The 13,558-nt window shown below is 65.8% G+C and carries 9 protein-coding genes; 6 read left to right on the top strand and 3 right to left on the bottom strand.

All coding sequences use genetic code 11. From position 1 onward, the window contains the following. Positions 1-51: 51 nt before the first annotated feature. On the bottom strand, positions 52-2,925 hold the full coding sequence (locus GGD67_RS22380) for a winged helix-turn-helix domain-containing protein (protein WP_179735880.1): 2,874 nt from the start codon (positions 2,923-2,925) through the stop codon (positions 52-54). A 330-nt stretch (positions 2,926-3,255) separates the two neighbouring features. Here GGD67_RS22380 and GGD67_RS22375 point away from each other — a divergent pair, with 330 nt between their 5' ends. The 6 genes from GGD67_RS22375 (at position 3,256) to msrA (ending at position 8,365) form a co-directional block, all read left to right on the top strand. Then, a complete protein-coding gene (locus GGD67_RS22375; RefSeq protein WP_179735878.1) occupies positions 3,256-3,927 on the top strand; it encodes a sensor histidine kinase in 672 nt (223 codons plus the stop codon). 129 nt (positions 3,928-4,056) lie between these two features. Next, positions 4,057-4,746: a VOC family protein gene (locus GGD67_RS22370; protein WP_179735876.1), complete on the top strand. Its 690-nt coding sequence runs from the start codon at positions 4,057-4,059 to the stop codon at positions 4,744-4,746. 239 nt (positions 4,747-4,985) lie between these two features. Then, complete coding sequence (locus GGD67_RS22365) at positions 4,986-6,299, top strand: epoxide hydrolase family protein (RefSeq protein WP_179735874.1); 1,314 nt, start codon at positions 4,986-4,988, stop codon at positions 6,297-6,299. Between the two features lie 31 nt (positions 6,300-6,330). Further along, on the top strand, positions 6,331-7,179 hold the full coding sequence (locus tag GGD67_RS22360; protein ID WP_179735872.1) for an enoyl-CoA hydratase/isomerase family protein: 849 nt from the start codon (positions 6,331-6,333) through the stop codon (positions 7,177-7,179). Between the two features lie 109 nt (positions 7,180-7,288). Beyond that, positions 7,289-7,711 carry an OsmC family protein gene (locus GGD67_RS22355; protein ID WP_092253109.1) on the top strand — a complete coding sequence of 141 codons (423 nt, stop codon included), beginning with the start codon at positions 7,289-7,291 and terminating at the stop codon, positions 7,709-7,711. Between the two features lie 138 nt (positions 7,712-7,849). Next, on the top strand, positions 7,850-8,365 hold the full coding sequence (gene msrA / locus GGD67_RS22350; protein ID WP_179735870.1) for a peptide-methionine (S)-S-oxide reductase MsrA: 516 nt from the start codon (positions 7,850-7,852) through the stop codon (positions 8,363-8,365). A gap of 19 nt (positions 8,366-8,384) precedes the next feature. Here the strand turns inward: msrA and GGD67_RS22345 are convergent, their stop codons facing one another. Together GGD67_RS22345 and GGD67_RS22340 are read right to left on the bottom strand one after the other, a co-directional pair. Then, entirely contained in the window at positions 8,385-11,231 is a 2,847-nt protein-coding gene (locus GGD67_RS22345; protein ID WP_179735868.1) for a winged helix-turn-helix domain-containing protein, read from the bottom strand. A 158-nt stretch (positions 11,232-11,389) separates the two neighbouring features. Then, a complete protein-coding gene (locus GGD67_RS22340) occupies positions 11,390-12,544 on the bottom strand; it encodes an MFS transporter (protein WP_092253103.1) in 1,155 nt (384 codons plus the stop codon). Between the last annotated feature and the right edge of the window lie 1,014 nt (positions 12,545-13,558).

The following is a 13,558-nucleotide window of genomic DNA, read 5'->3' as shown; positions in this document are numbered from 1 at the left end:
TTGTTAGGAGTTGCGAGCGAGTAGCATGGCAGTATCTCGTTGAAGATACTCTCAATTCAGGGTGCCCAGCAGCTCCCTGGCAGCGATCAGATCGCGGGTCTGGAGGCCCTCCTGGTAGCGCGCAACGAGGGGGTTGAGCAAAGCGCGGACGTCAGCGGCCTTGCCGGCCTGCTCCCAGATGCGGCCGAGGCTGATCGCCCCGCGAAGCTCCCAGCCGACCGCGGATTGACGCCGGGACAGATCGAGCGATTTGCGCAAGGTGCTCTCGGCCTCCGCAGCTTTGCCGGACCCGGCGAGGATGTCACCCTTGATCCTGAGCATCTCCGGCATGTCGAAGGATTCGCCGTGATCGGGAATCTGGGCGATCGCCTCGTTGATCGTCTGCAAGGCCTCGTCGGGCTGGTTCTGGGAAGCGAGCCCCTCCGCGAGCGCCGTCGCAAACACCGTCGTCATGATGCGGTGCCGTGTCGCGTACAACGTGGCCTGACTGCGCCGGAGGTGCTCGATCCCGGCCGCGACGTCGCCGCGGCGCAGCAGCAACTCGCCCTTCTGGCCGATGCCGACCGCGTGATAGGGGCCGAGGAAGTGCCGCGCGGAATGATCGATCAGCCGCTCGATCAGGATTTCGGCACTGGCCCAGTCGCCGACCCAGAGGAACACGTAGATCGTCCAGATCAGGGAGATGCCGAGGGTGAGCGGCTGCTCGAGCAGCTCGGCCTCGCGCACCGTGTATCTGGCCACCTCGACCGCTCGCTCGGGCCGGCCCGTGAGCCAGAGCCCGCGCGCCAGCGCAACCAGCGCGACGATGCGGTCGTCATAGCCGAGATGCCCGATATTCAGCCGTTGCGAGCCGGGATTGTGCACCATCGCGCTTTCGCAGAACCGAACCGCCTTGTCCTGGTTGCCGATCAGATGATGCGCGACGCCGCGCATCCAATCCACGTTCAGCGTGGCGGCTGAATCATTCAGTTTGCGCGCAACGCCCTCGCCCTGTTCGCTGGTCTCGAGTGCGCCGTGAAAATCTCCGACCCTAGTGAGGTAGATGTGCAATCCGCGCAGCAGCCAGAGCTGCCAATGCAGGTCCTCGAGCTGGCGGGCAAGCTCGAGACTGCGCGTGAAGGCCGACCGGACCGCTTCCGTATTACCTTGCGTGAACATCACGGAGACGCCGAGCGCGGCCTGCAGGGTCATCTCCTGCCGGCTGTCCACGGCGCGCGTGTCGAGGGACGCCAGCGCCTGCTGGGTCCATCGGTAGCATTCCATCAGCAATGTCAGTTCGAGGAAGAACTGCGCGGCCGAGGCCGCCAGATCCACGCCGATCGTCCGGTCGCCGCCGTCCGAAAAGCTGTAGGTCAGCGCAGCCCTGACATTGGGCAAATGGTCGGCATAGGGAAGGAAGCCGCCCGCGCTCTGCATGCCCGTGGATTTCAGCGCAATGTCGCGCAGGAAATCGCGGAAATATTCGGCGTGGGCGTGCGCGACGCGGTCCGCTTCGCCGTTCTCGACGAGCTTGTCCGCCATGAAGGCGCGGGTGGTGTCGAGCAGACGATAGCGCAGCCGCCGCTCCGCCGGCGAGGTCGCGATCAGGGATTTGGAGAGCAGGTTCGAAATGGCTTCCACACCTTCGCCCTCGCTGATGCCCTGGCAGGATGCGATCGCAAGCGCGGCTTCCAGCGTGAACGGCCCGACGAACACCGACAATCCGCGCAGGGTCGCGCTCTCGGTCGGCGGCAGCAAATCGTAGCTCCAGGCGAGCGCCGCGCTCAGGGTCTGGTGCCGCGGAATCGCGGTGCGCCGTCCCCGCCACAGCAGCGAGAAGCGGCTGTCCAGCAGTGATGCGGTCCCGGCAATGCCATAAGCGTTGACACGTCCGGCCGCGAGCTCGATCGCCAGGGCGATGCCGTCCAGCCGTCGGCAGATCTCGGCGACGAGCGGCGCATCCTCCTCGGTGAGCTCGAATTCGCTCAGGCTCTCGGCAATGCGTTCCACGAAGAGCTGGCTTGCGGGATAGGCAAGGATGTCGGCAATGCCGAGGCCTTCGCGCTGCGGCGGGCAATCCAGCGGAAACAGCCGGTGGACGCGCTCACCTTCGGTGCGAAAGGATTCGCGGCTGGTGGCCAGAATATGCAGCTTCGGCGCCTCGCGGACCATGCGTTCGGCCAGAGGGGCGAGTTCGTCGAGGATATGCTCGCAACTGTCGAACACCAGCAGCATGCGCCGGCTGCGCAGGACCGTCAGCAGGCTCGGCACGGGATCGTCGGCATTGACGGTCAGGCCCAGCGCGGCCGCAATGGTGCCGGGAACGAGCCGGACATCCGTCAGCGCGCCGAAATCGACGAAACATACCTGGTCATCGAAGCCGGCGAGCTCGCGATGCGCGACGGCAAGCGCGACCGACGTCTTGCCGATCCCGCCCGGGCCGACGATTGTGACGAAGCGATGCTGGGCAAGCTCGGCCGAGATCTTCTCGACCGCATCGTTCCGCCCGATCATCTTGGCGAGCGGCGCGGGCAGCGAGCGGGGCGAAGCGTCGGGCAGGCTGGTCCGGCTCTCCGAAGGCGCAGCCCGGAGCAGCGGGGCCGCGAAGCAATAGCCACGTCCGGGGACGTTGATCACGTAGCGGGAGCCTTCGCCGGCATCGTTCAAGGCCTTGTCGTTCAAAGCCTTATCGTTCAAAGCCTTGCGCAACGTCGTGATGTGGAAACGCAGGCTGCCTTCGTCGACGTTCACATCGGCCCAGATGCGCTTGATCAGCTCCCGCTTGTCAACGACCTCACCCGCACGCTCGGCGAGAAAAATGAGGATGTCGAGCGCACGGCCGCCGAGGTGAAGCGGGACGCCGTCCTTCTCGAGCAGCCGCGACTTCGTGAACAAGCGAAATGGCCCGAAGGCAATGACCGAATCTTGCTCGTTAGTGTCCGGCACGGGCCAACAATTCCAGTGAAAAGGCTGAAGTCTGCAGTTTTGGTCTAACAGAACGAGACGTCCAGTAAACTGGCCGAAAGTGGCGAAATCGCGTGGCGATCATCGCAATCGCCTGATCACGCGAGGAGCGTCGCAAATCTAACTTAAACGCGAGTGGTCCAGCGAGCGATCGGGACAATCCGGCAATGCGCTGGACCGCGATGGCGGATCCGGATCTCGGTCGTCGCGACGGTGATCATAACAGAATCTTGCAACGTCTAACGAGCAAAGCACGCGAACAGCATCCAGTATGGCATTCGCGTTAGATGCAATTTTCAACGGGAGGCTATGATGTCCGCGATCGGCGCTCGGCCGAACGACCATGTCGTTCGATCTCAATTTGTACCCGGCCTCGATGATCAGTCGCGTGACTGGGAGCTCGTGCTGCGGGAATCCCACCATCGCATGAAGAACACGCTGACGCTGCTGGGTGCGTCAGTCCGTCGCGATTTCACGCGCGCGGGCACGGGCGATGTGTCGCTGGCGGTGGACCGGTTCGAGCGGCGCATCGTCGCCTTCGGCAGGCTCTATCAACTTCTGTCCGATCATGACGATCTGCCGTTGGTCTCCGCAGCGGCCTTCTTCGAAAGCCTGTGCGAAGCGATCTCCGAGGCTGTGCTGGAGCCGGCAGGCATCCGCTGCGAGGCTGCAATCGAAAACGGCTCGTTGCCGGCGGCGCAGTGTCATCGGCTCGCGCTGATGCTGACGGAGCTGGTCACGAACGCGGCAAAGCATGCCTTCCCGAGCAAGAAGGGTGCGCTGATCCGCATCGGCCTGGCCCGGCGCGGCGGCGCCTGGCTCTGCACGGTGGCCGACAACGGCATCGGTGCGACCGGTCCGCTCCAGGGCACCGGCAGCCGGATCCTCGAAGGGCTCGCACGCAGCATCCAGGCGCGGCTGCAGGGCGAGGCGGGCGAGGGCGGCACCCGGGTCACCATCGTGATGCCGATCGCTGCGGCGTGAGCCCTCCCTCACAACGGCTAGCGGACTCTAACACCCCATAACGGGTAAAAATCTCTCGTTTGCGCGACAGTCCTGACGTTCGGAGCGGGTGTCGATCCCGGACCCGCGGCTTGAAACAAGGAGTTGGACATGGCTGTGATCGAGCTGAATCGCCAAGCTGAAACCAAGCCCTCGAAATCTCATGGAGTTGATTTGAAGCTCGAGGTCCTCGTGATCCCGGTGTCCGATGTCGACCGCGCCAAGGCGTTCTACACGCGCCTCGGCTGGCGACTGGATGCCGATTTCACCTCAGGCGACGACTGGCGCGTGATCCAGTTCACGCCGCCGGGCTCGGCCTGTTCGGTGATCTTCGGCACGAACGTCACGGCGGCCGCGCCGGGCTCGGCGCGAGGCCTGTATCTGGTCGTCTCCGATCTCGAGGCGGCACGTCAGGATCTGCTCGCCCGCGGCGTCGAGGTCAGCGAGCCGTTCCACGGTGCCGGCGACGTTCATGCCGGGCCTGACGAGCCATATCTGTTCGGCAGCGTCCGAGTCAGTGGTGCTGACCCGAAGCGCGGCAGCTATGCTTCATTCGCCGCGTTCAGCGATCCCGACGGCAATGGCTGGCTGTTCCAGGAAGTCACGACACGATTGCCCGGACGTATTGCAGGCGACGGCACGGCATTCGCCTCAGCGACCGATCTGGCCGCAGCGCTGCGTCGCGCGGCGCTGGCGCATGGCGAACATGAGGCGCGGACTGGCGGACACGACGAGAACTGGCCGGACTGGTACGCCGACTACATCGTCCGCGAGCAGGCCGGCCAGCCGCTGCCGACTTGAGCCGCAGCGAAAGGCATCTTCCGATCCTGGCCGACACGGCGCGCGATGACTGGTCGTCGCGCGCCGTGTCGTATTGCGCGCATGTCATCGCACTCTTGCGCGGACTCGCAACGGCTAACGCAGGCTAACAATGCATAACGAGCAAACTGCCGGGGCCTGCGCCAATCTCCCTGCACGCCAACCGATGCGTTGATTTCGAACTCGGTCAGCGTCACCGACCAAAGCAAGGGAGATCCAACATGACCGCGCAAGCCCGAACCGAGAGCCTCAATCCCGACCGCCGTCAATTGCTGAGCCAGGCCGCGATGACCGCGGTTGCCGCCAGCGTGTCGAGCCTGTTGCCGCTGCATCCTGCCAAGGCTGCCGCAGGCGGCGCCATCCGGCCCTTCCAGGTCAGCGTGCCCGAGCAGGATCTGCTCGACCTGCGCCGGCGCCTGGCTGCCACGCGCTGGCCGGATCGCGAGATCGTCACCGATCAGTCGCAGGGCGTGCAGCTGACGACGGTGCAACAGCTCGTGCGCTACTGGCAGGGCGACTACGACTGGCGCAAGGTAGAAGCGCGGTTGAACGCCTTGCCGCAATTCGTCACCGAAATCGACGGCGTCGACATTCACTTCATCCACGTCCGCTCGCGGCACGAGAACGCACTGCCGATGATCGTCACGCATGGTTGGCCCGGCTCGATCATCGAGCAGATGAAGATCGTCGGTCCGCTCACCGATCCGACCGCGCACGGCGCCAAGGCCGCGGACGCGTTCGACCTTGTGATTCCCTCGCTTCCCGGCCACGGCTTCTCGGGCAAGCCGACGGTGCTCGGCTGGGACCCCCAGCGCATCGCGCGGGCCTGGATCGTGCTGATGAAGCGGCTCGGCTACAGCCGCTATGTTGCGCAAGGCGGCGATTGGGGCAATGCCGTGACGGAGCAGATGGCGCTGATCGCGCCGCCGGAATTGCTCGGCATCCACACCAACATGCCCGCGACCGTCCCCGACGACATCGCCAGGGCGCTTCAACCCGGCGGAACGCGCCCGGCGAACCTCTCGACTGAGGAGCGCCTTGCCTACGACCAGCTCGATGATTTCTACAAGCATGGCCTCGGCTACGCGATCGAGATGTCGAACCGGCCGCAGACGCTCAATGGCCTCGTGGATTCGCCCGCGGGCCTCGCGTCCTGGATGCTCGATCACGATGCGCGCAGCGCCGCGATGATCGCACGCTTGTTCGATGGCCGGACGGAAGGGCTGTCGCGCGACGATGTGGTCGACAACATCACGCTCTATTGGCTCACCAACACCGCGGTCTCCTCGGCGCGGCTGTACTGGGAGAACAAGCTGGTGTTCTTCGCGCCCAAGCAGGTCAAGATTCCCGTCGCCGTCAGCGTCTTTCCGGACGAGATCTACGCCGCGCCGCGGAGCTGGGCCGAGAAGGCCTACCCCAAGCTGATCCACTACAACCGCCTCGACAAGGGCGGACACTTCGCGGCCTGGGAGCAGCCGGCGCTGTTCTCTGCGGAAGTGCGGACCGCGTTCCGTCCGCTGCGGCAATCGATCTGAGATGCGAACCCATACATCAGGAGTGCAAGCAATGAACCGTCCCGAACGCACCTTCACGACCCAAGACATCCACCTCGATCGCCGCCTGCCGTCCTACTGGCGTGTCACCTTCGACATGCCGCCGGTGAATATTTTCGGTCCGAAGCAGCTGCCGCTGCTGGGCGACATCGTCACCAGGATCGAGACCGATCCGGAGGTGAAGGTCGTGGTGTTCGACAGTGCCGTCGAAGGCTTCTTCATCACCCATTACGATTTCCTCGCGCCGTTGGAGGATTCGCTTCGTATCCCGCCCGGGCCGACCGGCCTCGAAGCATTGCCCGACATGCTGGTGCGCCTCAGCCGCGCGCCGGTCGTCTCCATCGCCGCGATCCGGGGCCGCGCGACCGGTGTCGGCAGCGAGCTCGCGCTCGCGAGCGACATGCGTTTTGCCAGCCGCGAGAAGGCGATCCTGTCGCAATGGGAGGTCGGCGCGGGCCTCGTGCCCGGCGGCGGGCCGATGGCGCGGCTGCCGCGCCTGATGGGCCGCGGCCGTGCGCTCGAAGTCCTGCTCGGCGCCGACGACATCCATGGCGATCTCGCCGAACGCTACGGTTACGTCAACCGGTCGTTGCCGGATGCCGAGCTCGACGGTTTCGTCGAGGCACTCGCAATGCGCATCGCCTCGTTCGACAAGGAGGCGATCGCCGAGACCAAGCGTCTTGTCGATGTCGCAAGCCTGCCGCCGGATGCCGAAATCAAGCCGGAGTGGGACGCGTTCCTGGCCTCGCTCGGCCGCCCCGCGAGCCAGACCAGGATCAAGGCGCTGATGGCGCGGGGCTTCCACCGCGCCGGGGACGTCGAGAACCGGCTCGGCTTCCACGTCGGACAGATCGGCAGCTAACGGAACCGTTGCGACGCGCGGCCGGTTGGAGCGGCGGCAGGCGGTCACGCCGATGCCGCCTTCCACCGGTACAGAGCGCCGGTGCGCAAAACAAACGAGGAGAGTTGAGATGATCCGCAAAGCGAAAGCAGTATGGAAGGGCACCGGCCGCGACGGCACCGGCCATCTGACGAGCGAGTCCGGCGTGCTGGCCGAGACGCCCTATTCGTTCAAGACCCGCTTCGAGAACGAGAAGGGCACCAATCCCGAGGAGTTGATCGCTGCGGCCCATGCCGGCTGTTTTACGATGGCGCTGGCCTTCGGGCTTCAGATGGCAGGTTTCACGCCGGACGAGCTCTCGACCGAAGCCGCGGTGACCCTGGAGCCCGAAGGCAAGGGCTTCAAGATCAGCAAGTCCGCGCTGACCTTGCGTGCCAAGGTGCCGAACCTCGACGAGGCAGGTTTTGCCAAGTTCGCCGGCGAGGCCGAGAAGAACTGCCCGGTGTCGAAGGTGCTCAACGCGGCGATCACGCTCGACGCCAAGCTGGGCTAGCGGCGAGGGACAGTTCGTGCCATCCGGGTGGACGACCCGGATGGTCGTACAGGGTATGCCCGGCTTTCGGCAGGGCTGCGGAAGGCATAGGATGTGGCAGATGCAGGACCGACAGAGCGGTCAATTGGGAGCGGACAAATGACGACGGAACGCGCAGTTTTGGCCGGAGGCTGCTTCTGGGGCATGCAGGATCTGATCCGCAAGCAACCAGGCGTGATCTCCACACGCGTCGGCTACACCGGCGGCAAGGTGAAGAACGCGACCTACCGCAACCACGAAGGCCACGCCGAGGCGATCGAGATCATGTTCGATCCCGCCAGGACCAGCTACCGGACCATGCTGGAGTTCTTCTTCCAGATCCACGATCCCACCACGCTCGATCGCCAGGGCAATGACCGAGGCACCAGCTATCGCTCCGCGATCTTCTATGCGAGCGATGAGCAGAAGAAGATCGCCGAAGACACCATTGCCGACGTCGAGGCGTCCGGCCTGTGGCCCGGCAAGGTGGTGACCGAGGTCGCGCCCGCAGGCGAGTTCTGGGAGGCCGAGCCCGAGCATCAGGACTATCTCGAACGCTATCCTGACGGCTACACCTGCCACTTCATCCGGCCCGGCTGGAAGCTGCCGCGCCGCGCGGCTGCGGTGGGAGGCTAGATCAAGACGCCAGGCGCCGTCAGGCCCGCGATCGCGTGATCAGGTCGCGGGCGATGCGCATGTCGGCGATGTCGGAGCCTTCGGCAAACGTCCCGCAGACATTGTCGAGAGCCACCCGGGCTTCCGCGCCCCGGCCGGCTCCGATCATGGCCCGCGCGAGGCTGGTCGCGCAGCGGAGCTCCCAGAAGCGCGCGCCCTGCTCAACGGCAATGTCGATGGCCTCGCGAAAGTGCGCCTCGGCGTCTGCTGAATGCCGCGCGCTCCTGAGCATCAATTCCCCCTTGATGCGGAGCAGCTCCGGCAGATACCAGCGCTCCTGCCGGTCGTTGCAGCGGGTCAGGACGTCCTCGATCGTGTCGAGGCCACGGTCGACCTGGTCGGCTTCGAGGAAGCACGCGGCGAGCTCGCCGAGCAGCGGCAGAAAGCGCGGCAGGAAGCGCGCATCGCCGGCGCGGTTGAGCTCTTCGCGCAAAAGCGGCAGGCCGGTGGCGATGTCGCCGCGCCTGGCCACGACCGCGGCGTTGAAGGCGCGTGCCCATAGGCCCCACAGCCGGATTCCGTGGCGTTCGGTGTGTTCGAGCAGCTCGGCGCCGTGGCGCTCGGCGGCCTCGAAATCGCCGGACCAGAACGCGATCGGGCAGGCGGCCTGTCCCAGCACGCTGCAGAAGGTCAGCGCATGGCCGTTGGCGCGGCCTTCCTCGATGTTCTCAGCGGCGAGCGCCTGGGCCTGATCGGCGAGGCCCTGAAGCCAGAGGATGCGGGCCCGGAAATATTGCGTCGATATCCTGAGATCGAGCGGGAAGATTTTCGGCTTCGCCACCAGCACATGCAGCGAGGCGTTCACCCGGTCGATGCGCTGCCGCGCGTCGTTCTGGTCCCCGAGATAGTGCAGCGCGACGGCCATCAGGCGGTCGCCCAGCATGAGATCGGTGCTGTCGGGCGAATTCGCTGCCACCTTCGCAAAGCGCTCGGCGAGCCCGCGGGCCTTGCCGAACTGCCCGTTGTTGAACTGGTCGATGCACAGGCCCCAGAGTGCGCGCAGCCGGAAGTCCTTGTCGTCGAGGCTCTCAGCCAGCTCGAGCGTCGTCTCGAGGATCGGGCGCGCCTCGCGCGCGCGACCCTCGCCGTACATCAGCGACCAGCCGAGTGCCGACAGGAGCTGCATGCGGATGCGGTCGTTGTCGCCGTCGTCTCCGAGCGCCGCCAGTGCCGTTCTGCTGCGCTCGCGGCATTCGGCGAACAGCGACAGACGCACCCACAGGGTGACGGCGGCGGCCGTCAGCGCAATGCCGAGCCTGGTGTCGCCGTCGGGCGCGAAGGCCCAATCCAGCGCCGCGCGCACATTGTCGAGCTCCCCGCCATAGGTGCCGAGCCATTCGGGCAGCGGCGTCGACGTGTCGGCCCCCGCGCGCTCGAAGAAATCGCGAAAATGCTCCGCATGACGCCGCGCGAACTGCCTGGTTTCACCGAGCTCGTTCAGTTTCCCGAGCGCGTAGGTGCGCGTGGTGTCGAGCAGGCGATAGCGCAGCGCCCGCGAGCCGGATGGCGAGATCAGCGATTTGGTGACCAGGCTGTCGATCGCCTCCAGCGTCTCCGAGTTGCTGAGGCCGTCGCCCGACGCGACCGCGGCTGCCGCCTCCGGCGCGAACGGCCCTGCGAACACCGACAATCGTCGCAAGGTGGCGCTTTCCGCCGGAGACAGGAGGTCGTAGCTCCAGTCGAGGGCGGCGGCGAGCGTCTGGTGCCGCGGGACGGCGGTGCGCCGTCCGCGCCATTGCAGCGAGAAGCGGCTGTCGAGCAGGGAGGCGGTGCCGGCGATGCCATACGCATTGACACGGCCCGCCGCGAGCTCGATCGCCAGCGCAATGCCGTCGAGCCGCCGGCAGATGCTGGCGACAAGCGGCGCCTCTTCCGCGCTGAGCTGGAACGGCCCGGAGCTCTGCGCGATGCGCTCGACGAAGAGCTGGGCGGCGGGATAGGCAAGAACTTCTGCGACGTCGAGACCCTCGCGCTCGGGCGGACAATCCAGCGGAAACAGCCGGAATATCCGCTCGCCTTCGCTCCGGAACGACTCGCGGCTGGTGGCGAGAACACGGAGCTGAGGCGCTTCGCGAACGATGCGCTCAACGAGAGGCGCCAGCGTATCAAGCACATGCTCGCAGCTGTCGAAGATCAGCAGGGCTGGCCCGGTCTTCAAAAATGTCAGCACGGCCGGCGTCGGATCTTCCGCGCTGGCGGTCAGTCCGAGAACGGAGGCGATGGTGGTCGGGACATGGCTCGCATCCCGCAGCGGACCGAAATCGACGAAGAAGACGCGGCCGTCGAAATCCGCCGAGCGCCGATGCCCGACCGTGACGGCGACCGCCGTTTTGCCGATGCCGCCCGGGCCGACCAGGGTCATGAAGCGATAGAGCGTCAGGCCGTTTGAAATCTTCTCGATGACCTCCTCGCGTCCGACCATCTTCGCAAGCTGAGTGGGCAGCGAGCGAGGAGGAATGATCTCGGCGGCGGCTGGCGCGACCTGCGAGGCGATTTGGGCGAACGGGGCGACAAAACAATAGCCGCGGCCGGGCACATTGAGGACATAACGGGCCGATTTACCGGTATCGCCGAGCACCTTGCGCAACGCTGCGACATGGAAGCGCAGGCTGCCCTCGTCGACATTCACGTCGGCCCAGATGCGCTTGACCAGCTCTCTCTTGTCGATGACTTCTCCGGGGCGCTCGGCAAGCAGGATGAGAATATCGAGCGCGCGGCCGCCGACATGAAGCGGCTCCCCTTCCTTCTCCAGGAGCCGGGACTTGGGAAACAGCCGAAATGGCCCGAATGAAATGGCCGAGTCTTGGTTGTTATTGTGAGCTGGCACGTGCCATTGCCCCCCGCAACGGGAGTCAAGAGGTATTGTTGTGGTCTAGCAGAACGAGGCGTCCAGTAAACTGGCCGAAAGCAGCATGGCTGGCAGACCTGCGCAGATGGCGTGGGTCGGCTTCGGCCCCGCCTGAATCATGCCGGAAATGGAAGGGGTTAGGTCGCCGTGGTCTTACCCGGGTCCTTCGTGACGATGTGCGCCGACAGCGTGACCAGACCCATCAGCGCAGCCAGCAGCCAGAACGCCAGGGGCAATCCGGCAAAACGTGCGACGAAGCCGACGCCGGCGGGCCCGATGAGAATCCCTGCGTAGCCCGCGGTCGTGATCGCCGCGACCGCAAGGCCGGTGGGCATCACCGTTTGCCGCGCCGCCCGGCGGAACAGCACCGGCACCAGATTCGACGCGCCGAGCCCGATCAGCAGGAATCCGCCGATGGCGACCGCCGCAATGGGCGCCGTCAACAGGACCACGAAACCGGCGATCGCGATGAGGCTGCCCCAGAGCAATGTCGCGCGATCGCCGATGCGCGCAACGACGGCGTCGCCGCCGAGCCGGCCCGCAGTCATCGCGATCGAGAACACGATGTAGCCGGCGCCGCCTTGCGCCTCGGTGACCAGACCTGCGCCGATGACGAGCAGCGCGCCCCAATCCAGCATCGCACCTTCGACCAGGAAGGTGATGGCGCCGAGCAGCGCGAGCAGCAGCACCGATCCGTGCGGCAGCACGAACAGCGGGCCCTCCTGCACCTGCACGGAGCGAAGCAGGCGCGGCGAGGTCGCGACCATCGCGATCAGCATCAGGACGGAGCAGATCAGCGTGCAGGCGAGCGTTCCGAATTGCAGCGAGAGCAACGCCGTCATTAGCGCGGATCCGGCAAAGCCCCCGATGCTGAACAGGGCGTGGAAGCCGGACATCAGCGGGCGGTGCGCGGCGCGCTCCACCTCCACGGCGTGGATGTTCATGGCGACGTCGATCGAGCCGAGCGCGGCGCCGAATGCGAAAAGCGCCAGCGCCAGCGTTGCGGGCGTAGCCGCAATCGCGAGCAGGGGCAGAACCAGCGCCAGACCGAACCCGCCCGCGATGATGATCGGCCTGCTGCCGTAGCGCGCGCTCACGATCCCAGTCACCAGCATCGCGATGACCGAGCCGATGCCGAGGCTGAGCAGCAGCAGTCCGAGGACGCCATCATCGACGCCGAGCCGCGTCTTCGCGAACGGCACCAGCGGCGCCCAGCACGAGATGCCGAAACCCGCAACGAGGAAGGCAAGCCGGGTCGCAAGGCGGGTCGAAGGCCGGTCGGCGGAAGACATGGAAACTCCGGGAAAGCGGGGCAGGGCGATCGACAAGCCCGACGATTGTCGCGACTTTATGTCTGTGGTGCGCATGAGGTGCCGCGGCCGCAGGGGCACTTCCGTCGTCGCGTTCGATCGTTGGAACCGGTGCAGACTGTCTGCGTGTAGCCCGGATGGAGCGAAGCGCAATCCGGGGCCGCTCGCCCGGCATTTCGCACTGTCCCGGATTTCGCTGGCGCTCCATCCGGGCTACGGCGCCGAGAGCCTGTGTCGCCCTCTGTCAATCCATGCGCACAAAAATATTCCACTTTACCGAAATTCGGTTTAGGCGTATGTGTTTGCCCATCCCGGCTCACCAAGAGGGGCGACTATGTGGTCGTCACTGTCGCGAGCCGGGCTTGCGGTGGACGCGGCAGCGTCGGCACGAGAGGCGCGGGCAGGGCGGGTAGTCCCTGTGAGCCCGAGGCTTCGTGCGGACGACGGCGCTGCCAGGCTTCGTCTCGTCTGTAAGTTTCCGGCTTCGTCGACGGGGCCCGGGAAAACTGCGGCGAAGTGGCGGGCCGCGCGTACGGCAAAACCGTGTGGTCCTGGCCGTCGTTGCTACGGTCAAGTCCTTGCGAAGGTGCGAGCGAGCCCAACCGGGCAGACTGCATCATCCAAATTCGCGGGGCGAGGGAGACCAGAAGGAATGGTCGGCTCCCGGGAGATCACGGCATAAGCCGTCCAGCCACTGCGCAGGGAAGGCCGAGTGATCGGCACCACCTGTATGCTGCTGTGCGGTTCTTTCTGCGCGTGCTTTTCGCGCAGCGGACCGCGGGTGCGCGCCAGCACCCGGCCTTCCCTGCGCCCTCTTGGATGAGAGGGTGGCGAGACCAAGCAAAGCTCGGGCGAATTGCGCCGCGAGGCCGCGATGCCGCGTCTGCAACTTGAGCTGCGTGCCACAATCTCAATCTCGTAGGGTGGGCAAAGCGCAGCGTGCCCACGCCTTGTCGCTCATGGACGGAGATCGTGGGCACGGCGCTATGCGCCTTT

This window comes from Bradyrhizobium sp. IAR9 (genome assembly GCF_013408065.1).
Lineage (GTDB): Bacteria > Pseudomonadota > Alphaproteobacteria > Rhizobiales > Xanthobacteraceae > Bradyrhizobium.
Note: the sequence above shows the minus strand (reverse complement) of the source record. Positions and strands in the feature narration are given on the sequence as shown.

Excerpts from the sequence above, each read along its gene's own strand:
- GGD67_RS22375 (WP_179735878.1), top strand. The coding sequence starts at position 3,256 with ATGTCCGCGATCGGCGCTCGGCCGAACGACCATGTCGTTCGATCTCAA.
- GGD67_RS22370 (WP_179735876.1), top strand. The coding sequence starts at position 4,057 with ATGGCTGTGATCGAGCTGAATCGCCAAGCTGAAACCAAGCCCTCGAAA.
- GGD67_RS22365 (WP_179735874.1), top strand. The coding sequence starts at position 4,986 with ATGACCGCGCAAGCCCGAACCGAGAGCCTCAATCCCGACCGCCGTCAA.
- GGD67_RS22360 (WP_179735872.1), top strand. The coding sequence starts at position 6,331 with ATGAACCGTCCCGAACGCACCTTCACGACCCAAGACATCCACCTCGAT.
- GGD67_RS22355 (WP_092253109.1), top strand. The coding sequence starts at position 7,289 with ATGATCCGCAAAGCGAAAGCAGTATGGAAGGGCACCGGCCGCGACGGC.
- msrA (WP_179735870.1), top strand. The coding sequence starts at position 7,850 with ATGACGACGGAACGCGCAGTTTTGGCCGGAGGCTGCTTCTGGGGCATG.
- GGD67_RS22340 (WP_092253103.1), bottom strand. The coding sequence starts at position 12,544 with ATGTCTTCCGCCGACCGGCCTTCGACCCGCCTTGCGACCCGGCTTGCC.